Annotated in this window: 20 protein-coding genes; 8 read left to right on the top strand and 12 right to left on the bottom strand. The window is 45.5% G+C overall.

Annotated features, from left to right (window positions below):
• Positions 1-29 precede the first annotated feature (29 nt).
• Positions 30-1745 carry an ABC transporter ATP-binding protein gene (locus ACN6KS_RS01955; protein WP_440961214.1) on the bottom strand — a complete coding sequence of 572 codons (1716 nt, stop codon included), beginning with the start codon at positions 1743-1745 and terminating at the stop codon, positions 30-32.
• Positions 1746-2053: 308 nt separating this feature from the next.
• Positions 2054-4306, bottom strand: a complete 2253-nt coding sequence (locus tag ACN6KS_RS01950; protein ID WP_440961213.1) for a beta-L-arabinofuranosidase domain-containing protein — start codon at positions 4304-4306, stop codon at positions 2054-2056.
• A gap of 145 nt (positions 4307-4451) precedes the next feature.
• Between ACN6KS_RS01950 and ACN6KS_RS01945 the strand changes: the two genes are divergently transcribed.
• Complete coding sequence (locus ACN6KS_RS01945; protein WP_280787150.1) at positions 4452-5345, top strand: helix-turn-helix transcriptional regulator; 894 nt, start codon at positions 4452-4454, stop codon at positions 5343-5345.
• 235 nt (positions 5346-5580) lie between these two features.
• The gene (locus ACN6KS_RS01940; RefSeq protein WP_440960470.1) at positions 5581-6696 is read left to right on the top strand and encodes an IS110 family transposase; all 1116 of its coding nucleotides are present in this window, start codon (positions 5581-5583) and stop codon (positions 6694-6696) included.
• Positions 6697-7194: 498 nt separating this feature from the next.
• On the opposite strand, the gene ACN6KS_RS01935 is transcribed toward ACN6KS_RS01940, so the two are convergent.
• A complete protein-coding gene (locus tag ACN6KS_RS01935; protein ID WP_440961212.1) occupies positions 7195-8751 on the bottom strand; it encodes a sigma-70 family RNA polymerase sigma factor in 1557 nt (518 codons plus the stop codon).
• Between the two features lie 171 nt (positions 8752-8922).
• Here ACN6KS_RS01935 and infC point away from each other — a divergent pair, with 171 nt between their 5' ends.
• A complete protein-coding gene (gene infC / locus ACN6KS_RS01930) occupies positions 8923-9441 on the top strand; it encodes a translation initiation factor IF-3 (protein WP_094869666.1) in 519 nt (172 codons plus the stop codon).
• 104 nt (positions 9442-9545) lie between these two features.
• Here the strand turns inward: infC and ACN6KS_RS01925 are convergent, their stop codons facing one another.
• The 9 genes from ACN6KS_RS01925 to ACN6KS_RS01885 form a co-directional block, all read right to left on the bottom strand.
• On the bottom strand, positions 9546-10247 hold the full coding sequence (locus ACN6KS_RS01925; RefSeq protein ID WP_094876712.1) for a histidine phosphatase family protein: 702 nt from the start codon (positions 10245-10247) through the stop codon (positions 9546-9548).
• Positions 10248-10265: 18 nt separating this feature from the next.
• Positions 10266-10868, bottom strand: coding sequence for a response regulator transcription factor (locus tag ACN6KS_RS01920; RefSeq protein ID WP_042184310.1), 603 nt, complete (start codon positions 10866-10868; stop codon positions 10266-10268).
• The gene (locus ACN6KS_RS01915; protein ID WP_440961211.1) at positions 10865-12019 is read right to left on the bottom strand and encodes a sensor histidine kinase; all 1155 of its coding nucleotides are present in this window, start codon (positions 12017-12019) and stop codon (positions 10865-10867) included. The genes ACN6KS_RS01920 and ACN6KS_RS01915 overlap by 4 nt, the downstream gene beginning before the upstream one ends.
• A gap of 4 nt (positions 12020-12023) precedes the next feature.
• Positions 12024-12758, bottom strand: a complete 735-nt coding sequence (locus ACN6KS_RS01910; RefSeq protein ID WP_094869711.1) for an ABC transporter permease — start codon at positions 12756-12758, stop codon at positions 12024-12026.
• Positions 12759-12760: 2 nt separating this feature from the next.
• Positions 12761-13669: an ABC transporter ATP-binding protein gene (locus tag ACN6KS_RS01905; protein WP_094876713.1), complete on the bottom strand. Its 909-nt coding sequence runs from the start codon at positions 13667-13669 to the stop codon at positions 12761-12763.
• 184 nt (positions 13670-13853) lie between these two features.
• Positions 13854-14606: an oxygen-insensitive NADPH nitroreductase gene (gene nfsA / locus ACN6KS_RS01900; protein WP_440961210.1), complete on the bottom strand. Its 753-nt coding sequence runs from the start codon at positions 14604-14606 to the stop codon at positions 13854-13856.
• A 31-nt stretch (positions 14607-14637) separates the two neighbouring features.
• Positions 14638-17100: a heavy metal translocating P-type ATPase gene (locus ACN6KS_RS01895; protein ID WP_440961209.1), complete on the bottom strand. Its 2463-nt coding sequence runs from the start codon at positions 17098-17100 to the stop codon at positions 14638-14640.
• A 114-nt stretch (positions 17101-17214) separates the two neighbouring features.
• Positions 17215-17415 (bottom strand): copper chaperone CopZ, encoded by a 201-nt coding sequence (gene copZ, locus ACN6KS_RS01890; protein WP_042184300.1) that lies wholly within the window; start codon positions 17413-17415, stop codon positions 17215-17217.
• 53 nt (positions 17416-17468) lie between these two features.
• Positions 17469-17741: a metal-sensitive transcriptional regulator gene (locus ACN6KS_RS01885; RefSeq protein WP_256989783.1), complete on the bottom strand. Its 273-nt coding sequence runs from the start codon at positions 17739-17741 to the stop codon at positions 17469-17471.
• A gap of 372 nt (positions 17742-18113) precedes the next feature.
• On the opposite strand from ACN6KS_RS01885, the gene ACN6KS_RS01880 reads away from it, so the two are divergent.
• From ACN6KS_RS01880 to sipW, 5 genes are all read left to right on the top strand, one after another.
• Positions 18114-19634, top strand: coding sequence for an MDR family MFS transporter (locus ACN6KS_RS01880; protein ID WP_094869660.1), 1521 nt, complete (start codon positions 18114-18116; stop codon positions 19632-19634).
• A gap of 4 nt (positions 19635-19638) precedes the next feature.
• Positions 19639-20202, top strand: a complete 564-nt coding sequence (locus tag ACN6KS_RS01875) for a PadR family transcriptional regulator (RefSeq protein WP_042184294.1) — start codon at positions 19639-19641, stop codon at positions 20200-20202.
• Positions 20203-20319: 117 nt separating this feature from the next.
• Positions 20320-21297, top strand: coding sequence for an aldo/keto reductase (locus ACN6KS_RS01870; RefSeq protein ID WP_256990484.1), 978 nt, complete (start codon positions 20320-20322; stop codon positions 21295-21297).
• Positions 21298-21585: 288 nt separating this feature from the next.
• Entirely contained in the window at positions 21586-22854 is a 1269-nt protein-coding gene (locus tag ACN6KS_RS01865) for a hypothetical protein (protein ID WP_179281564.1), read from the top strand.
• A gap of 1 nt (position 22855) precedes the next feature.
• The gene (gene sipW / locus ACN6KS_RS01860; protein ID WP_094869658.1) at positions 22856-23443 is read left to right on the top strand and encodes a signal peptidase I SipW; all 588 of its coding nucleotides are present in this window, start codon (positions 22856-22858) and stop codon (positions 23441-23443) included.
• Positions 23444-23480: the final 37 nt, after the last annotated feature.

Genomic DNA, 23480 nt, shown 5'->3' with positions numbered 1-23480 from the left:
TGCACCTCTTTTTAGAAGAGGTTAACAATTTAATCAGCATTTGTAAACGATATTTTTCTATTCCACAACGCTTTAAAAGCTTCACAATGCACTATCAAATCATCAAACTTCCCTTCACCCACGACCGAACCTTGATCCACTACCAGTATCTTATCAACATCTTTTATAAAATTTAGCCGGTGTGCAACAATAATGATGGTTTTGTCCTGAAATTCCTGCAAAATCGTCTCCATAAGGCTTTGCTCCGTAATATTATCAAGTGCTGACACTGGCTCATCCAGAATTAGAATGTTTCTTTTCTGAGCAATGATTCTGGCAAAAGCTAATCGCTGTCTTTCCCCGCCTGATAATTTGACGCCTTTTTCACCTACCAATGTATCTAGACGATCCGGTAATTGGCTTACCTTTTCCTGCAGATGAACCTTCTCCAAAATTTCATACAACACTTCATCGGATAAGGAATGCTCATCAAATATAATATTGTCCCTAATCGTAGCGTCAAAAATCGGCGTGTCTTGTGATAAGTAAGAGATATGATCATAGTAGCTATCCAGATGGATCTCATCGATATCTTTACCATCCAATAAGAGTTCACCTTCGTCCTTTTTTAATAAGCCTACGATTAACTTAATCAGGGTTGATTTCCCGCCCCCACTTAATCCGACAATAGCAACCGACGTTCCTCTCGCAATCGAAAAGGATAGATGATTCAAGATCTTCACTTGTCCATAATCAAAAGATACATCCCTAAATTCAATATTACCTTGGATCTCAGTGATAACTTCTCCTCGTTCTAGATTCTTATCTTCTGGGGCATGAATAAATTCCTCGAATCTTTTGTAGGTCACTCTATTCAGTCTGTAATCTACAAAGAGGACATTGAAGATAGCAATCGGCGAATAAATCTTATCAATAAACATAAACAAAGCGACCACAATACCAAGTGATGTCTCACCTGCGACAATGCTTTTTACACCGTAAATCAGGACAACAACTTTAATAATCGTGACAAACAACTCAAATATCGCGAAAAAAGCTTCATGGATCATTTGTAGCTGAGCATTTTTGTGAATGATAGTGCGTGCGGTCTGGCTTAATTTATCGATCTCTTTCTCATATCTTTTGTTCGTCCGGAAGACGACCAATTCCATAAATCCACGGATAGAGAATCTGGACATCTTTTCTTGTTCCTGTAGAATGGTTGCCTTCATCGCATACAGAAATTTCAACAGCAGATTCGTTATCAAAAAGACGACCACGTAGCCCGCTGCAATGACTACCATGATCCTTAAATCATAGAAGCTGATAAAGATGAGACTGAACAGCAGCGTGGGCAATAACTCATGTAATGTTTTAAGGAAAAAGGAGAAAATCATGCTGTTCCCAGCCGCCGCTCCATTCTCGATCACTTTAATCATCTGCCCTGTGCCGATATCCTGATAGGCTTGATAGTCGATTTTGGATATTTTAGATAGTGCAAGTATCTTTAATCGCTCCGTTATACTGTTCGATAAATACACGCTAGGGTATTCATCTACATAATTTAGAATTACCACCCCAGCCAGCAAAACCCCATACATCATAATCAAATTCAATATTTCACCAAAGCTGCCCATCATCGTGGCCTTGTCTAATATTTTTTGAAACACAACAATCCCTAAACTACTCAGCAGCTGAATCGTAAAACCCAATAAAATATAACCGCAAATCCACCACTTTAGGTGGGCTAGACTCTTTTTTAACATCACGTTCTCCTCCTCTTTCAATTGAATGCAAAAAAGCCAGGCACCCCCCACCATCCCACTGTAAAAAACCATTCACAAATACACGGTTCTCTAAGTTAAATAGGTTAAGTGCCTGGCTTTATAGAAATAGCTGCCTATGGCACCGTTCAAAGCTCTAGTTCATGGATCAAAAGGATAGACTTCTCCCTTGATAGCTGGTACGCGTTTCACCCAGCCCGATAACTAGTTACTTCGAACGATACGGAACGACATCCATTTCACCTCAATTAAAAGAATTGCTCCTATTATAATTCTCGAAGCTTTATTATTCAAGAATTACGTTTAACGATACGTAGTCCGGCCACTTGGCCCACCTTATGTCCTTCATGCGAAGCAAACTTGATTGTAGTAGCTGATGCACCACCCGTGACCAACTGCGGAAGCTCGTAACGAATCGTCACCAGCTTGTTCATCTCTTCAGACTCAAGGACACCTAGTCCAAGCCGTTCACCATCTGCCGTAATATCGAAGGCCACCGAAGTATCGTTGGACTTCAAGTACGTTACCACCAGATCCACTTGCTCCTCTGGCAAGACTTCCATTGTGAAGGAGAACCAGCCATTGATCCAGCTATCGCGATACTTGCGGTTGTAGATTTTGCCTAAGCCTACATGCTCCCCTTTGAAATTATGGTCTCGTTCCGGCTGCATTTCAGCAGGTTGCACCGAATCTACGGTTAGCTGTTCAAGTACTAGATTGTTCTCAACAGCCTCGCGATATTCAGCCTCCACCAGCTTCCACTCCTCTGACGTGAACAAATCCCAATACACGGAATAACGATGATCATGCATAGGGTAGAATGGACGAAGCTCATGGTCTCCTGCATATCCTAAACCTTTCATCCGGAACATATTTTTGCTCACATTTGACTGAATGAGGCTGTCTGTTAGCGTCTCGCGATCACCGATTAATACGGAAGCAAGCGCGCGGTCACGATTCAGCTCCGCATCTATTGGCCCGAAATCGCCTGCCAGCACAAGGGGGCCGTAAAGGAACGTTATACGATTCGGGTTATCCGGCATCGCTTCGATTCTTACCGACATCGGAATATCATATGCGACAACGTCTCCATCCTGCCATACTCTATCCAAAGCTAGGTAGCTGGATTTACCTACATTCACAGGCACGACTTCACCATTTACGCTAACGCTCATTCCTTGCTCAGCCCAGTACGGGTATCTTAGCTTCAATGCGAACTTCCTGGGCTGCGCTGCGCTGATCCGCAATACACCTTGTCCCTCTTCTGGGAATTTGGTCTCCTGCGTCAGACGGACACCCTGCTCTTTCCAAGTCACCGTTGAAGGCACGTACTGATTAACATACAGCTCATCCTCACTATGGAAGTATAGCGCTGATCCATACATAGAATGACTTTCCATTCCTGAGCCTACACAGCATGTAAAGCTCTCAAACTGGGAGTTGAACGACTTATGTCCACCCATTTCGAGAGATACAAAATAACACACACGTCCATCTACCGGTTCCTGAGAAGCTAGGATATGGTTATACATTGCACGTTCGTTGTAATCCGCATATGCCGCATAAGCATCCCACTGGAACATATGCTTGGTCAGCTTCAGCATATTGTAGGTATTACACGTCTCACATGAACCCTCTCCCAATCGATCGTTCAGCTTATCCGGTTCGCCAAAATGCTCATTATAGCTGTTGCCGCCGATCACGTATGAATGATGATTAACGACCCGATCCCAGAAGAAGCGAGAGAGGCCTGCATAATGCTTCTGTCCCGTTACCTCATACTGTCTTGCCGCACCAATAATCTTCGGAATCTGAGTATTGGCATGTCTTCCTGCTAATGTGTCTTTTTCTTCGGCAAGATCATTAAGGACTTCTCCATGGTAAAAGCTTTCGGCTAAAGCAAGGAAACGTTCATCCCCGGAATCCTCTGCCAAATCCGTCAGCGCTTCATTCATACCGCCAAACTCACAACGCAGCACCTCTTGGATCTGCTCTTTACTGAGCCCTGCGAAAATATCTTCAAGCCACAGCCCCAGCTTCGTTTCAATAACGAGCGCCTTCTGATTGCCGGCCAAGCGATAAGCGTCGCGGAGACCTGCAAACAGCTTATGCATCGTATATAGCGGCACCCAACCCCCATTAAGGTCAAAGCCCTGTGAGCGAATATCGCCTGCCTTCACTTCCTCAAATAACTCTTTGCCACGAGGAATGCCGGAAATGAAGCCATTACCATGCGCAGCCTGACACAGCTCTAGTTCATCTACTACATAATTCACGCGTTTAAACAGCTCTTCATTCCCTGTTGAGGCATACATTAACGCACAGCCAGATAGATAATGACCTAGTGTATGGCCGCTAATGCCTTGAGATTCCCAGCCTTCATAGTGAGCAGCCTTAGACTCTAAGCCAGCATATTCACGAAAACGCGACAGAAGACGATCAGCCTCCAGCATGAGTAAATAATCCGTATTTAATTCCATCGCATGGAGAAGCGGACCTGACTCAATGCGTACATTCTGCAAAGCAAAAGCTTGCGTCTTCAATGAAATCGCTCCCTCGCAATCTTGTCAGGGTGATATGACAAGTGTATATTTGTATCCATAAGATAACACCCGAACGTTGATTTGTCGGTAGATCAGCCATACAAATAGTGGACAAATCCGACTTATTGATGGCTAGGAGGACCGCATGACCTATTTGAAAATAAATGCAGATGTACCTGTTCATTTTACGGCAGCAGGAGAATTCATCTCAGAAACGCCATGGAAACATGTAGAACGTGCAATGGGCAATTACGAGCTAATCATAGGCGTGAATGAAACGGTGTATTTAAGTGAGGAAAATAAACGCTTTGAAGTAGGACCTGACGAAGCTCTACTGCTCATGCCTAATTGCACGCATGTCGGCTATAGAGAATCATGGCCTGGGGTTAAATTTTATTGGTTTCATTTCGAGCTGACCCACGAGGGGGTATTGCTGAGTGAGGAGGAAATGAAGCCTGAAGCAGAAGAAATCTTGTCGCGTACACAGCGCTTATGGTCTGTACATGATCTATATCTGCCGCAGTTCATAAAAATCGAGCACAGTGACAGGATTCATATTCTGGCAAATCAAATCCTCCATGTAGCTAACTCAGGATATTTGACCTATTCCAGTGTTAATTATTTGTTAACCTCACTCTTAATTGAGCTGTCTGAGCATGCGCTTCAGCCGTTCGCCAGTAAGCTAATCCGTCCGCAGCAAGATGTCACCTTTGTCAAAATAGCTGAGTGGACAAGGATTCATGCAGGAGAGCCTCTTACGGTGGCCATCATCGCGGAGAAATTCAATTACAACAAAGATTATTTAGCTCGTCTATTTAAACAACACACCTCGATGGGGCCTTTGGAGTATATTCATTCCGTACGTGTGACTAAAGCGAAGGAGCTGCTAACCAGAACCGCCCTCAGCGTGAGGGAAATCGCGATAGAGACGGGGTTCACCGACGATAAATATTTCATGCGCCTCTTCCGCAAATACGAAAATATGACACCAACCCAATATCGTAACGCCTATCATAAGACGTTTATGAATAATGACTAAAGTAAAAAACTGCGGCAGGCTTCAACGTTTTGAAAAGAGTTTGAGACAACACTCCGTCCGCGGAGCCTCCGATAGATAATCAGGGAATTTCTCCCTAAAAAATCTGATATTCTGTTCATTTGTCTAGTGATTAGTTATGATGAACGAAAAGCAGCCCCTGTTTCGCACACCGTAGGTTAAAATGGAAGTTAAAAGGACAACCATTTCAGAGCTACATACGAAAGGAGCTGTTACTATGAAGAATACCATAAAATACGTTGGTTTGGATGTATCTAAAGAAAAAATTGCGGTGGCCATTGCAGATGAGGGTCGAGAACCCGCGCGATATTATGGAGCCATTCCCCATACCCCTGATGCAGTCGCTAAAATAATTCGGAAACTCAAAGGTTCAGGGATTACGCTAGAGGTCTGCTATGAAGCTGGACCTACCGGATATGACTTGTACCGCTGGTTGACGAAGATGGGGATTTCCTGCGTGGTGATCGCACCTTCGCGTATGCCACAGCGCCCTGGCGATGCCATAAAAACAGATCGACGGGATGCTGAAAAACTGGCTCAGCTCCACCGTGCAGGAGAATTGACTGCGATTTATGTACCGACTCCAGAACTCGAAGCCTTACGAGATCTTATTCGTGCGCGAGAAGATGCTAGGCAAGACCTACATCGGGCTCGGCAACGACTCATTCATTTTTTGTTGCGCCATCAAATTCACAAGCCAGAGGGCATGAAAAAACGCTGGACCAAAAGGTACCGGGAATGGTTGTCCATGCTGAGGTTTGATCATGCAGCTCAAGAACGAGTTTTCACCGAATCCCTGCAACAGCTCCGGGAAGTGGAGGAGCGAATCAAGCGCCTTGAAGCCGCAATGCGAGAAGAAGCGCAGATCTGTCCCTACGCACCTGTCATTCAAGCATTGCAAGGTCTGCGGGGAATCGCTCTGCTGACAGCTATGACTTTAGTGGTTGAGATTGGGAATTTCGAGCGTTTTCGTTCACCGGCTCAGCTCATGAGTTATCTGGGACTCGTCCCACGGGAGTATTCATCGGGAGCAAGCACCAAAAGAGGTAGTCTTACAAAAGTCGGAAATTCTGGAGTAAGGCGCGCACTGGTAGAGTCTGCATGGAGTTACCGTCACCGTCCAGCGATTAAAGGAGATTTAACCGTGCGATTGGAGGGGCAAAGTGCTCATGTGCATGAAACGTCGTGGAAGGCCCAAGAACGGTTACACAGCAAGTATCTGAAGTTAGTCAGACGCGGGAAGCACCGAAATTTAACCATGGCTGCAGTAGGTCGTGAGTTAGTTGGATTCATCTGGTCGATTGCGGTAGACGCAGAACGAAGAATGGCATAATTCGAATAAGAAAGAATAAAAAATATCCCAAGAGATTTGAATCCTTGGGGCATGGAGACAAAGAGAAAGGTACGAGGAGAATCCGTGAATTCCCTATGCACAGGATCCCTGATCTGACGTGCGAAATTAGTTTGCGGAAGCTCTTTCGACGTAGGCATAACATGTGGTAACCAACCCACGGATAGCAGATTGCCAGCCGACGACTTGCATTTTGTCTCTGTGCCCAAGGGATTGAAAACCCTTTGGTTTAAAGGGGAAAACAGGGGAATTGACGAATTCGTTCATAGCAGGGAATATCTCCCTAAAATTCGACCGATTTGTTGAAAAGTATAGATATTACCCCGATTTTAGGGATAAATTCCCTAATTCTATTCATTTAAAGCAAAAGTCAGTATTTTTCAGGGATTTTTCCCCTAATTATTCTCAAGAAAAGAAGCTGCCTCTAAGTAGCATTCACTACTTTTGAGACAGCCCCTTCTCTAACTTACAATCTTTATATCATTGAATCGTTTGCGAAGAAAAATTCCATCGCCATCGTGGAGTCGATCCTTGCAGATGCACCCCTCCATACCATTCATCGACTCCTTTTTTCTGAACCCAGTCTTCATTTCCAGCCCATACACTTTTGCCTAGCTCGGTTAATGCAAGCTCGCAGTCTTTGAATGGCATTACTGGATCGTTATAACCAGGAAAATCATTGAACCCATAGGTTTGCAGCAATGGGTACGGGCGTTGTGCCATCTGTCTTAGAATATGCCAATATTGCAAGTCGCCCATACCTAAGATATGTAACTTATCCCCCACATTTTTGAACAACTCGTAAGGGGAGTTCATTCCAGCATGAATCATCTCCAGAGTCATCTGTTCTACGATACCAAGTCCATTATTGGTTGATGGGAACCGAGATAAATGCGCTATGAAGGCGTCATGTGCAAATGGCAAAGTGGACGTATCTGTGGTTAAACGTTGTTGCAGCGTTTCTGGATTAGGTGATACATAGGCTTCCCAGAGTGATTGGCCTAACTCTAGCTCCTTGTCGCCGATTAACTTCCACGTTCCTGATAAAGTCTCCATTTGCTCTACAGACAGTTGTCCAAGTCCTCGAAACAGCTCAATGCCGGGATATTCTCCAATGCACAATAAACTCAGCTTCGTGGATCCCTTCTTCTGCTTCGAGAACCAATGGAGCAAATAGCACAGCATCGTCTGATCGAATAGATCATGCTCGAACCATAATACAACTTCATCATATTTATGAAAATCAGCTAAGATCTTTTCCTGTTCCTTACTGCTCTGTATAAATTCCTTCTGCGGAATCCCCATCGTTTGTTCTAAATAATGCGCTCTTACTAAGCGGTTATTCTGTTCCGCAGGCTCTAAAAAGACCGGCCCATGAGAGTAGACCTCTCTCCATACTAATACATCCCCTTGCACAATTCCCTGACGCAGCTTATCTCCCACTACATCTCCGTTTACAATATGAAGCACACCTTTTCCTCCTTCGTACAAATGATTGAACACGGAGAGGACATCCGCAACAGGTAGCGCACCTTTAAGCTTGCGGCGAGCATCAAAGAGTCGTTTCTTCAATACCGGGACTGAGGTTCCCAGAAAGTCAGCAATCTCTTGAAGGGAATATCCCTGAAAATAATATAATTGAACGGCAATCCGCATATTGGATGTCAATGCAGCTATAGACTCGTGGAGCAGACGCCGCGCTTCTTTTTTCTCAATAATGTCCGCCACACTACATGAAGATTCTGTCGATTGCACAGCTTCATCGTAGGGTAATGCAGGATGCTGCTTTCTTCGCAAGATTCGATAACATTGCCTTGTAACAATCGCTTTAAACCAGCCCGGAAATGCCTCTACTGCCCGTAATTTATTCAAATTCAGGAAGGCTTCTGTGAAGGCTTCCTGCACAGCATCCTCCGCTAATTGATAATCGTGGAGCTTTTCATACGCAACTGCATTCGCCATTGGTGTAAAATGCCTAACGATCTGTTCAAAAGCTTGACGGTCTCCTCGTCTCGCTTCTTCAATATACTGAAGCATACCTTCGCTCGCTCCCTTCTTCCGTATTATATACAAGTGCCCACGAAGTTCCCAAAGGTTACGGATTTAGGTCAATGTTTTTCACACAAATCCTACTCTTCACATTTGAACCTCAAGCTAGTTCCATATATGATAGCTTTATCTTTAGTTATCAGGGGAGGATTCATAGAAGTGGCAGTATTAATCAATGAACAAATAAGAGCATCCGAAGTAGTCCTAACTGGACTTAGAGGTGAGAAGCTGGGCATTGTATCTAGAGAAGAGGCATTAGCAATGGCTCGCGCTGCAGGTGCAGATCTAGTTTGTACCTCGCTAATGAGCAGCCCGCCGCCCTGTAGCCTAACTGCAAAGGGCAAAGCAAAAGCGGCCGCGCAGAAGGAGGCAGCCTCAGCACGCAAGGCTAGTGGTGGCCCAGCTGCAAAAGGTGGCAGCAAAGAGAAGGTCAAAGAACTACGCTTCACTGCTCATATTGAGGAGCATGATTACGATACGAAGCTCCGTCAGGCAGACAAGCATCTTCGCTCCGGCAAGCCAGTGCAATTAGTTGTGAAGGCATCCGGCGCCAAAGAAGCCGCTGCTTCCAAGTCCGTTTTGGAGCGACTAGTAACTGACCTGAAGGAAGTCGGAACGAAGGATACTGGCATTCAGACAGGTGGTAAAGGTTCACAGGTGAAACTAAATCCACGTTGAAAAGTCACCTATTCCGATCATATAAAATCCAGCAAAAAAGCCATCCTCTCAGGGATGGCTTTCACTCATTAAGAAATATCCTTACTCGCTCTTCATCATTCACCTTAAACATGATTGCCCATTAATCCCCGTGGGCGATAGCTCATGCCGCCAGCATAAAGATGGGAAACGTCTCCTAGTCCAATACATCGAGGAACCGCAAAGTGCTTGCTGCGCTCTTCAAACAAGATCGTCGTTACCGAGCTTGGCGCAAGCCAGAATACGGACCAAGTCAAGGCTAACGGAATTTGTAATAAATGAGCTAGCCATGCGAGACCAAAGCCACCGTGGCATACTACTCCAATCTTCTTGGTAGACGGCTCAAGGATACGATAAAGGCCATCTTCTCTTCTATAATGGTGTCGAAGCAAGAATTGATCTGAAGCCGTTTGTAATTCGCTAAACCGCAATCTGTATTCCTCTTGCTTCAACCAATGATCTGTTTCATCAGACCATACTCTTTTTCCACTCGATAGTTCGCTAATATGTTCTCCGGGACTATCCCAAATAGATGCCAATTGTCCATCCAACATAATCTCTGTCCAATCCAGTTCACAAGTCCAAGGCTCTGTATGAATGACAAGTCCCGTCTCTTTGGCCACATAACTGGCTGTTGTCTGTGCCCTACCCAGTGGTGAAGCATATAATTCATCCAGACCTATAGATGCCATGCGTTTTCCTAGTGCTGCTGCTTCCTGATGCCCGAATTCTGTTAGACCATCTATGGAATAGTCCGGATCACCATGACGAATCAGAAATATTTGCATAATAATGCCCTGCTCCCCTCAAATCCAACCTTTTTCCTCTGCCAGTCGTACCGCCTCAATTCGACTTTTCACTTCCAGCTTATTGAGTATTTCAGAAATATAATTGCGAACAGTTCCATAAGAAAGGTGTAGCGAAAACGCGATTTCCGCCGCCGTTTGCCCTTCACCAGCCAGCTTTAAAATCTCTCGCTCCCGTGCTGTTAGTGGATTTTCTTCCCGCAAGCTACCAAAAACTAACTCGGGGGATACCTCCCGATGTCCAGCCATGACACGTCGAATAGATTCGGCCAGCTTATCTACAGGCTCGTCCTTCAACAAATACCCTTGTATACCAGCCTTCACTCCACGCTCGAAATAGCCCGGACGGGCAAAGGTAGTCAAGATGATAATTCGAGTCGGACAGCCTTTACTCCGCAATATTTCTGCAACCTCCAGCCCGCTCTTGAACGGCATTTCAATATCCATGAGACATACGTCCGGCTGAAGCCTGTCGATTAAAGCTAACGCCTCAGCTCCATCACAGGCCTCTCCGACGACTTCGATATCATCCTCAAGATCCAGCAGGGATGCCATCGCTCCCCGAAGCAGACGTTGATCCTCCGCTATAACGATGGTTATCATGTACTCTCACCTCCTGTTGCTTCCTTAACGATTAGAGGGATCATAACGATCAGCGTAGTTCCCTGACCTTCTTCTGAGCTTAGCGATAGAGAGCCATCAATCAGGGATAGTCGTTCCGCCATCCCCTTCATACCATTTCCATCACTAAGCTCACCATTACATCTCTCACCGTTCTGGAGGCCAATTCCGTTATCTTTAACGGTAACTCGAACTTTTCCGGCGGTCTTTTCCACCCCGATAAAGCATTTATCTGCTCTACTATGCTTCACAATGTTAGTCACCGCTTCTTTGATGCAAAGGCTGAGAATATTTTGCGTCAGATCGGATACTCCCTCTAGCGAGATATCCCCTTCCACTTCCAAGGCAATCTCCGCCGTGCGCAGCATTTCCCCGGTTTCTGCCAGTTCTTCTGCTACTGAGATCGCACGCATTTCCGACACTAGCTCACGCACCTGACGGAGCGCAGCCCGCGAAGTACGCTGAATTTCCCGCGCCTCCTCTTGGGCTCGCTCCGTATTTTTGGTCACCAGCTTCTCTACGAGTTGGCTTTTTAATGTAATCAAGGACAACGTATGCCCGAGCGTATCATGTAAATCACGAGCGATTCGCATCCGTTCCTCACGCTTCACCAGCTCTTTAATCACCTCATTGGCTTGATCCAGCTCTTTCTCCAGCTTCTGATTCCGATTCATGGATCTCACTCCGAATGGGCTAATCAACATAATAATGATAAATGGAGCTAAAAATATCATGCTTCCCCACTCCATCTCACGACCCACTAAGACCAGCACAGAAAGTACCATGACCACAAAAGAAGTAAATGCAATTTTGAACCCTTTATTCTCCGTATAGTAAGCTATAAAATTTGCGGTGAAAAAGCCCATGTAAAGATTAAAGGGCGTATAAAACAAACTAAGCACCACGATGATCACCATTTGAATCATTAGCCAGACATTAAAGACTCCACCCCGAACCCAATACAGCTGGCGATAGCTGATGGCAAACACCGCTATCATCAACCCGCCTAGAATGAGCTTCAATCCAGTCTCCCCACGCAAATTCAGGATGGGCAAAACCAGATAAACAGCCCATACATAAGGGAAAAACCCTTGTTTTTGTGGAAATAACCGGAACTGCGCACGCTCAGCCATTCATTCACACCGCTTCCTGTTTTTTTCGGATATAAACCGATAGTAACATAAAAACTACCAAATACCCGAGCAAAATCAAGACATTACTCCAATGCGGAGCTGAGCCACGCACAATCTCCCATGCCCCATTTCCATAGTTGTAGGAAGGTAACCAATGACCAATCTTCTGCATTAATTGCGGCAAAATCTCAATCGGCATCCACATGCCCCCCGCTACAGCAAGCGCCATATAAATCACGTTGCTGACTCCACTAGCTGTATCCACCCGTTTCATAGCACCCACAAGCGTACCAATCGCCAAAAATGGAAGGGAACCGATCAGAATCCACAGCCCGCTAAGCACCCATTGACCCGCAGATAAGGAGACACTGTTGATTAAATATCCTGCGATAAAAATACAAATGACCGAAAACAGATGCATCATCGTTTGCCCGAACATTTTTCCGAAGAAATAAACAGAACCCGGTAGCGGGGTAATCCGAATAAAGGTGGTCCAGCCTTGTGTTCGCTCTTGTACTAAACGGATGCCAAGCGTCATAATCGCTGAGCCCATTACACTAAAGGTTGCCATCGACATTAAGTAGTGAGCGCGCCAAGTCGGGTCATCGTTACCTGTATTAACCACGCGGGTGAAGATGAAGTAGAACATAATGGGCATGAGCAAGGACCAGAACACGTAATAAGGATTACGGATGATCCGCAGCATCTCGGCTTTACACTGTACAGTAATTAATCTCATCTTTAGATAGCCTCCTCTTGGTTCATGGTCAGTTGTTCAAAAGCATCATCCAAACGTCCCTGATCGATCCGAACATCCTTCACGGGAAGTCCATTAACAAAAATCGCTCGCAGCGCTTCATCCGTATCGTCTGTCGTCACATGAATTCGACCTTCCTTTTCATAACAATCTTCAATAGCGGTTAGTTCCAGCAGGCTCCTGCGTAATTTAGATCGATCACCTATTGGCAAAAAGGACACCGAACGCTTTACAATCCGCGATTTAATCTCATCTGGACTTCCGTCTGCAACTAAATGGCCTTTGCTAAACAACAGAATACGATCCGCAATATCTTCAGCTTCCTGTAAGTAATGTGTCGTGAACACTATCGTCTTACCCTGCTCCGCAAGTCCACGAACCGTATCCCAGAAACGCCGCCGGGAAGTAATATCAAGTCCAACCGTAGGTTCGTCGAAAAAGATCAGCTCTGGGTCACCTGCCAGGGCCAGCGCGAAGCCTAGACTACGTTTTTGACCGCCCGAGAGCTTCTCAGCGTATCTATTCAGATCCGCTGGCGCAAGCCCTGTAGCTTTAATTAGAAACTCCATATCCATCGGCTGTGGATAATAGCTACGGATCAGAGCAATGATCTCCCGAACCTTCAGCCGATCCATCACACTTACCTCTTGCAGCATCGCGCCGGTCTTTTCACGTACGATTTTATCTTTTGGATGTTGTCCAAATATTTTCACTGTACCTTCAGTGGGTTCTAATAGCCCCAATAACATTCCCAATGCTGTTGTTTTGCCTGCTCCGTTTGGTCCAAGAATAGCTGTAATCGAACCCTTGGCAATGTTGAAGCTGATATTATCTACTGCTTTCTTATCCTTATATAATTTGCTAACTCCATTCATCTCAATAACATTGTCCATTTCGTAACCCCTCCGATTCCGAATGCGTTTGATCTATTTCTATCATATGGAAAAAGGAGACCATACATTAGTATGGACTGTCATTTCTTTAAGATGACAACTGTCACCTTCACAAAAAAAAAGAGGTTGTCCTATCCATAGTTTTAACTACGAATAGGGCAGCCTCTTTAAGCGAAATACTAGACTACCTCTTGAAAAATCCTTTTCCGAGAAGGAATTCCTTCATATGCATTCGCACTGGCTGTGCCAACCGTTCTGCCATAATCACAGACCAAGGTGTATCCTTGGCACCATGAGTCCGCTCACGCATATAGTCTGAAGAGATTTTATCGTAAGTCTTGACCTGCTCCACTGTCGTTTCGGCATTGTAGCGATTGCGATGTAAAACAGCCTCTAATGGCAGACGCGGACGCAGGCTTGTAGCTCCATCAGGATAGCCCACACACATTCCAAATACCGGGTAAACCAGCTCAGGCAGTCCAAGCAAATCAGAAACCTCCCCGATCCGGTTACGGATTCCGCCGATATAAACAATCCCGAGCCCGAGTGATTCCGCAGCTACAGCAGCATTCTGAGCAGCAAGCGCAACATCAACGGTAGCTACAATAAGGTTCTCCGCAGAATCTTCATACGATGTCTCTCCCTGTAAATGAGGTTTTGTGACCTCACGCAGCCGATATAAATCCGCGCACCAGACCAAAAAGACTGGGCATTGTTCGATATAAGCCTGATTACCCGCTAATCCGGCAAGCTCTGCTTTTAGTGCCGGGTCAGTCACTGCAATGACACTATAGGCTTGTACACTGCTGGAAGTCGAAGCCATTTGGCCTGCTTCAATAATAGCTGCAAGCTGCTCTTCACTTACTGGCTTATCCTGATACTTGCGGACAGATGCATGGTTCATTAATAGAGATATTGTCTCGTTGTTTTCTTGCACAGCGGCCACTCCTTACATAGTTAGGTTTCTCTTACAGCTTTACCCGCTGCAAACGAAGTGCATTCAAAACGACGGACACAGAACTGAATGCCATCGCAGCTCCAGCTAGCCATGGAGCTAGAAATCCGAGTGCAGCAATCGGTATACCTATTGTATTGTATGCAAGTGCCCAGAACAAATTCTGCTTAATATTACTCATCGTTTTACGGCTCATCATAATGGCATCGGGTATGCTCTTCAGATCTCCCCGCATCAGTGTAATATCTGCAGCCTCCATTGCTACATCCGTACCTGTACCGATCGCCATGCCCGTATCTGCAGTAGCCAGTGCAGGAGCATCATTGATGCCATCTCCAACCATAGCTACCTTTGTCCCATTCCGCTGCAGCTTACGAACTTCCTCCGCTTTGCCTTCCGGCAGAATCTCTGCTAACACTTTTCGAATACCTGCTTGCTTCGCAATAGCTTCTGCGGTGATTTTATTGTCACCTGTAATCATAATGACCTCTATGCCCATCGCATGAAGCGCAGCTACAGCTGCTTTTGAGGTTGGTTTAATCGTATCGGCAACAGCGACAATCCCGGCAATCTCATCGCCCACCGCTACAAGCATAGCTGTCTTTCCTGCCTCTTCCAGTCTCTTCATGACTGGGGTCCACTCTGTGATGTCCAATTGATGATCTTCCATCATACGCCGTGTACCCACCCTAACTTGTTGATCGGAGACAACAGCCATAATTCCCCGTCCAGGTACATTATCAAACTGTTCAGCGGCGGGTAAGATCAATTCTCTGTCAGCAGCTCCTGCTACGATGGCTTCCGCAAGCGGATGTTCTGATAATTTCTCGGCTGCCGCAGTTAAAGCTAATAAACGATTCTCGGCGCTTTCTTTACCATAAGCGGCAATTCCAGTGGTAGTCACGATATCAGTCAGCACGGGCTTACCATTTGTAACCGTACCTGTCTTATCCAAAACAACGATCTTAACCCCTTGTGCGCCTTCTAAATGCTCACCACCCTTGAACAGGATACCAAGCTCCGCAGCGCGGCCCGATCCCGCCATAATGGAGGTCGGCGTTGCAAGACCTAACGCACATGGACAAGCGATTACGAGCACCGCAATAGCTTTTTCAAGGGCATCGGCAAATTGACCAGGTGCTGCCCAGAAGTACCAGACCAAGAAAGTGATCATCGCAATGCCTGCAACAATCGGTACAAAAATACCTGAGATGACATCCGCGATCCGCTGGATAGGCGCTTTGGAGCCTTGGGCCTCCTCCACTACTCTAATGATTTGAGCGAGTGCAGTGTCTCTTCCTACTTTGTTAGCTTTGATTCTTAAGATCCCATTCTTATTTAATGTAGCACCGATAACGGTATCTCCGGTTTTTTTCTCTACAGGAATACTTTCTCCGGTCAACATAGACTCGTCCACAGAAGAGGAACCCTCTACTACCTCGCCATCCACCGGCACCTTTGTTCCGGGCTTCACCAATACAATATCGCCGGGAATCACTTCATCTGTCGAGATATTCATTTCTTTGCCATCACGGATCACGAGAGCCGTCTTTGCCTGAAGCCCCATTAAGCTCTTAATGGCGTCAGAGGAACGTCCTTTGGCTAGCGCCTCGAACCATTTACCCACGAGGATGAGCGTGATGAGTACAGCACTCGTCTCATAATACATTTGAGTGGTATGATTCATTCCCTTCATACTTAATGAATCAATCGTCAGATAAAGACTGTAGAAATACGCTGCTGATGTCCCCAGTACGACCAACACATCCATATTGGCACTCCCGTTACGAAGTGCTTTATACGCGCCTACGTAGAACTGCCAGCCGATGATAAACTGTACGGGGGTCGCCAGAACAAGCTGAAACCAAGGATTCATAAATATCTCCGGTGTTGGAATCCAGCTTGTGAATGAGAAATGACCTGCCATCGCCCATAACAACGGGAAAGAAAGAATAGCAGAAATGATCCACTTCCACTTCTTATGCTGAATTTCCTGTACACGACGGTCCACATGATCCTTGCGGTCTTCTTTAAGTGTAGCTTTATATCCGATATTGCTTACCTTCTCCATGATCTCTCTTGGACTAATATTACCGGGAGTATATTCTACATGTGCCGTTTCCAGCGCTAAATTCACATTCACTGCTGCGATCCCCGGCGTACGACTCAACACTTTTTCGATCCGCGCCGAGCATGCAGCGCAGGTCATGCCTGATATATCAAAATCCGCGGTCTCTTTGACGGTATCATAACCAAGAGCGCGGATTTTATCTTCAATTTGTGGTAACCCTGATACAGAAGGATCAAATCCGACAGTGGCTTGTTCCAAGGCCAAATTTACATTTGCGCGAGAAACACCCTCCATCCGGGACAAACCTTTCTCAATTCGAGCTGCACAAGCAGAACAGGTCATGCCTGTAATCTGTACGGTCGCTTGCTGTTCATTGGGTGAAGCTGTTATTTTTAACTTATCCATGATTCCAAAGCCTCCTCATACCCCTATAGAGTATGATAATTTCTATAAAAAGAAAAGGCATTGGAGCTTATGGCATCCCCATAACAGCTCCAAGCCTTATTACTGTGCTTCAAATTAAACTACATCATACCCTTGCTCTTCAATAGCTTCTTTAATAGCTCCAAGGCTCACCTTGTTCTCATCATACTCAACGGAAACTTTTTTAGCTGCAAGATCAACTTTAGCAGTAGCTCCAAGATTACCTACAGCCTTCTCTACAGAGTTGACACAGTGACCACAAGACATTCCTTCGACATTTAATGTAGCGTTCGACATTATTATTACCTCCAGTAAATGTTATGAAGCTATGCTTAAGAAGCATTAGCTTATTATTTCATTAATTTGTTAACCGTGATTAGCAGCTCATCGATAACCTCATGTTCACCGGCTTCGATTCGTTCAACAATACAACTCTTCATATGCCCTTCCAGCAGCATCTTACCAACACCGTTTAGTGCCGCTTGAACCGCTGCGAGCTGATTGAGCACATCGTCACAATAAGTATCCCGCTCTATCATACCCTTTATCCCGCGGATCTGGCCTTCAATCCGGTTGAGGCGAGTATTCAAACCATTTTTGAAATCTGTCGAATGATGACTCATTCGTTCTCCAGATACTGAAGAATGACAGTCAGCTTCACAGGATTTCTCAGTTTGTTCTTGCTTACTAGTAAACATAAGGATCAGCCTCCTTGCCAATAATATAATATACCCCCGTAGGGTATGTCAAGAGATGTTCTTTATTTCCTATCCCCTAAATCCCATTTTTTCAAGCATAAACGCCTTCGGTATATAAGGACGGTTAGCGTTTAAGCAGAAATATAAGACATATAGTATGGTGTGAAACTTATACTTCTTATATTTTAAAAAAACTATTGCTACCCTATTCAAATTTGAATATAATAAATTTTGCTTCTAACCTATGAACATTTTTTGAACGGATTTATCACTATTAGAAAAAGGAGCCTGCGAAGCATGCATACTAAAGAAAGTAATCTTAAACTCGTAGTTATCGGCCTGCTGCTCGGTATTCTGATGTCCGCGATGGACAATACCATTGTAGCTTCAGCTATGGGAACCATTGTTTCCGACCTTGGCGGTCTGGACAAAATCGTATGGGTCACTTCGGCCTATATGGTCATGGTAATGGCTGGGACCCCAATCTTCGGCAAGCTCTCGGATATGTATGGACGTAAACGTTTCTTCATGTTCGGACTGATTGTATTCCTGATTGGCTCAGCACTGTGCGGTACTGCAACCAGTATTACACAACTCAGTATTTACCGGGCTATTCAAGGGATCGGCGGCGGTGCACTAATGCCTATCGCCTTCACTATCGTTTTCGACATTTACCCGCCTGAAAAAAGAGGAAAGCTGACTGGCCTATTCGGTGCCGTCTTCGGAATCTCCAGTGTACTCGGACCATTATTAGGTGCATATATTACCGACTATGTAGGCTGGCAATGGGTATTCTACATTAACCTGCCGCTCGGAGTTATTGCACTGTTTCTGATCGCAACTTCGTACAAAGAATCGATCTCTCACGCTAAACAGCGCATCGACTGGGGCGGAGCCTTCACTCTCGTCGGCGCCATTATCTGCCTAATGTTTGCGCTAGAACTGGGAGGCAATCAATACGCTTGGGATTCCAGTGTCATTCTCGGCTTATTCGCCGGCTTCGCTGTACTCTTGCTGGCATTCATCCTCATTGAGAGAGTGGCGGCTGAACCTGTTATCTCGTTCGCGATGTTCAGTAAACGGTTGTTTGCAACAAGCAGTGTGACAGCCTTGTTCTATGGCTCTGCCTTTATCGTAGCCACCATCTACATTCCTATCTTTGTACAGGGCGTATTTGGCGGCTCCGCTACGAACTCTGGACTGATCCTCATGCCGATGATGATCGGTACGGTCGTGGGCAGTCAGACCGGTGGGCTACTTACAACCAAAACCAGCTTCCGCAACATTATGATCCTATCCGCTGTCTGTTTTGTAGCAGGTGTCTACAGTCTAAGCACTTTATCACCAGATACCTCCCGTCTCATGCTTAATGTATTCATGGCCTTAACTGGATTCGGCGTGGGCTTCTCCTTCTCCGTGCTAAGCATGGCGGCTATCCATAATTTCGATATGCGCCAACGCGGTTCGGCAACTTCAACAAGTACCTTTATGCGCTCGCTTGGGATGACGCTGGGGATTACGATCTTCGGTATTATTCAGCGTAACAACTTCACTAGCAGCATTAGCGAAGCTTTTGGCGGAAGTGAGCAGTCAGCAGCCTTCGGCGATCCACGGGCAGCCCTGACACCTGAAGCAAGAGCCAAGATTCCACCTGAAATTTTGGAGAAAATATCTAGTGCACTGTCCTCTTCAATCGCACATACCTTTATGTGGGCCATGATTCCTGCCGTCCTTGGTTTAGTCTTTGTGCTGCTGATGCCGAAAGACCGCCTCACCATCCCGAGTAAAACTGCTCAGGCGTCCGAGGGTAAAAGGTAATTATATGTCGATGAAATTGGCTATTCTCGGACTATTGCTTGAACGAAATATGCATCCCTATGAAATTACACTAGTCATGAAAGAGCGCTCCATGGACCGGATTACAAAGCTCCAGCTTGGGTCTCTCTACTACGCTGTCGATAAACTTGCACAAGATGGTTATATCGAAGCTTTAGAAGTGATTAGCAGCAGTGATCGCCCAGACAAAACCATTTACGGTATTACTGAGCAAGGTAAAAATTTATTCGAGCAGTTAATTCTACAGCAAATTAAAAAGAACGAGCCCTTCTATCATCCGATGTATATGGCTCTAGCCATGTCCCGTCATGTTGATCAAAACAAGGTGGAGAAGCTGCTCGAAGAACGTATTCGGGAAACCGAACATCAGGTGAATCTGGCTTATCAGGTATATGAAGAACATATTCCTATTGTTCCTCGTTCCGCCCTTCATCTCATGTACGGCACCTATGAACACACCCTTATTGAACTAAAATGGCTGCAACGTCTCTATGATGATGTTGTAGCACGCAAGTTGAATGACATTGGAACACCACTTAATACAGAGTAGAGTCCTTAGGGCCTCTACTCTTTTTTTACTTTTCCAGAGACAATAAATACCATACTAGAATCTAAGCGTGTACAATATGTACGTGTACGCAATCATATTTCCCTAGGAGGAATCACATTGTTGAGAACGCTGCCTTTAAACAAGCGCGGTATACCAGCCAGCCGTATTGCTCTAGGTTGTATGGGATTTGGTGGGGGCTGGGATCATGAACCGATCACCACCGAGAATGTTAAGCAAGGACATGCAGCCGTCGACGCTGCACGATCTATTGGTATCAATATGTTTGATCACGCAGATATTTATACCCGTGGTAAAGCCGAGAAGGTATTCGGTCAGATCTTTAAAGAACGCCCAGGACTCCGCGAAGAAATCATTATCCAATCAAAATGCGGTATTAAGCTAATGGAGCCTGGAGACAGTTCTAATGTCTTTGATTTCTCAAGCCAGCATATTCTAAGCAGTGTGGATGGAATATTATCACGACTAGGAACGGAATATATTGATATTCTGCTGCTGCATCGACCTGATCCTTTAATGGATCCGGAGGAAGTGGCCTCCGCATTACATCAATTGAAGACAGCTGGTAAGGTTCGTCATTTCGGCGTCTCCAATATGAGTGCAGCGCAGATCAAAATGCTGCAAGCCTATTGCGATGAACCTTTTATCGTAAACCAGCTACACATGAGCCTAGCCAAGCTCAGCTGGGTCGATGCTGGAATCAGTGTAAACCGTGAGCCTTGGAAGGATATTACCTTTCCCGAAGGAACCCTTGAACATTGCCGAATGGAGAACATTCAGCTTCAAGCTTGGGGCCCACTCGCACAAGGCATATTTAGCGGACGTTCATTAGAGGATCAGCCAGAGAATATCGTCCAGACAGCCGCCATGGTTAAACAAATTGCAGATAAAAAAGGAACAACACCCGAAGCCATAGTGCTATCCTGGCTAATGACACATCCGGCAGCTATTCAGCCTGTGATTGGGACTGTGAATCCGCAGCGCATCGCTGCCTGCGCCGATGCGGACAAGCTGGAGCTTACTCGAAAAGAATGGTATGACCTATATGTTAGTTCACGTGGTACTCGTCTTCCCTAACTGAACCCACAATTAAAACTCGCAAGAATTCTTAATAGCCTAATCGTGCTTCACGCGCGATTAGGCTATTTTTAATACAGTCGCCTCTTATATCGTTCTTTATTGCGAATAAAAATAGATATCAAGCGATAAACCGAGATAAATAGAGATAAATTAACATTATCGTTCTTTATAGAGCACAAATGAGACTTATTGACAGTTTTCTTTTCAAATTATTCCATGTATTATTCATTACAGAAGTTGTTCTTAATAAAGAACAATAATAACGAACCAAAGAAACTCAAGACATTGAGGGGAGGTATTCCTCTGAGACCCAGATCAGCAAAAAGAAGGCCTAAACGAAAGAAGCAAATCGGATTACGTGTTCTGCAATCAGGAATGGCTGTCTCCGTCTTGTTTCTGACTACCTCGCAGCAAGTGGGTAGTACCTATGGTGGTTTTGGAGCTACTGCGCAAACCACTAGCACCATTAGCTTTTGCGAAGTATTTCCAAACTCGATCAAGGGGCTTCTAACAGAACTCAAAGATCATATCGAAAGAGCTACTGCTTTAAAAGGATCTCTGCAAAGCTATACCCCTTCAGGCAGTCTCTCAGACGTTTCGGGAATAGAAGGCATGACGCTGGATGAGCTTGATGTCGCAGCGCAAGAGATTTCCACACAAATCTCCGCACTTCAATCTCAAATCAATGGCGTGAATGAGCAACTGGCCACCAACAGCCAAATTTGGAACGAAATCAATGGTGAGCTGAACGCAGCAGCAGCCGTCCTATTCCAGATTGGAGGATATATGACCTCTCTAGATTCAAACTGTCTAGAAATCAAGGATGAACCATTCTTCAGAGAGCTGCAAAGCAGCCTAAATCAAAGTGGGGTAATCTCTGAATCTCTAAATGCTTCATTAAAGGGAGTTATCCAGTACCTAAACTCCATACACGACATCGGCCTTCCATTTGCTTCGGTAGTGACCAGTGATGTATATGGACAACCCGAGTTACGCAATGAGGCGTTTCAGCAGCCGTTGCCTTTCCTGATTCCTTTTAGTCAGCCGGCCGGCAATATCTCTAGCGAACTGACCTCCACTTATGAGAATCTCAACACTGAAATGAATGACCTTAAAGAATCCGCTACTTCAGGAATCAGCAATCTTCAGAGTCAGCTCCAATTGATCAGTCAAGCCCGTGAACAACAATTGGAAGCCCTTGAGAAAGCCCGATTAGAGGCGCTGGAACAAGCGAAGAAAGAAGAAGAGCGTTTGGCCCTGGAGAAGAAGGAAAAGCAAGAAGCCGAGGACAAAGCGAAAGCAGAAGAGAAAACAAAAACGGAAGTGACTCCACCGACAGGTGAAGCAGCTCCAGAAAACATAAATAAAGAACAACCTGAAGCCCCAGCCACTAACCCAGTCGTTCCGGGAGTTGGTGAAGAGCCAACGATTCCACAAGATGTACCACAGCAAAAGGTTCCTCAGGAGACGCCAAAGGCGGAAGATACAACCTCTTCCCCACCGGCAGCAACACCAGCTCCTGCGGCCCCTCAACAAGACAAAGGTGGAGAATAATATGCGGATTAAAAAAATGATCAACAATACATTATCGAGCATCATGCTTGTCATCTTTATCCTGCTGGTGGTAGCTGTAGTTTTATCAAAGGCCTCCGGCGGTGAACCTGCCTTCTTCGGATACCAGATCAAATCCGTACTCTCAGGTTCGATGGAACCAGGGATTCACACCGGATCGATTGTCGCTTTAAAACCCGGAGGAGATATGAATCGCTTCAAAAAAGGCGATGTTATCACCTTTAGAAATGAAGAAAACCTGCTCATTACTCACCGTGTTGTGGAAGCAACAATGAACAACGCTACTGGTGAAGCCATGTATCGTACGAAAGGCGATAACAATGATGCGCCTGATATGAACCCTACCAGTTCAACGAATGTTGTAGCTGAGTATACCGGGGTTACCGTACCTTACGTAGGTTACGCTATGAATTTCGCAGTTTCCAAAGCTGGAAGTGTCGTGCTCATGATCGTACCAGGCTTGATGCTCCTGCTCTATGCCCTGTACTCATCATGGAAGGCTGTAGCTGCACTCGAAAAGAAAAATGCTGCTATACTGCCCACCTCTCCACCCCCAACTGAAATACAGTAATCCGTTGATTGTCCGCTTCCGCTTACGAACCGGAAGT

It is taken from the genome of Paenibacillus nitricinens, assembly GCF_052056485.1.
In the GTDB taxonomy this organism is placed as follows: Bacteria; Bacillota; Bacilli; order Paenibacillales; family Paenibacillaceae; genus Paenibacillus_AQ; species Paenibacillus_AQ nitricinens.
The sequence above is the reverse complement of the archived record's forward strand: the minus strand, read 5'-3'. Positions and strand labels throughout refer to the sequence as shown.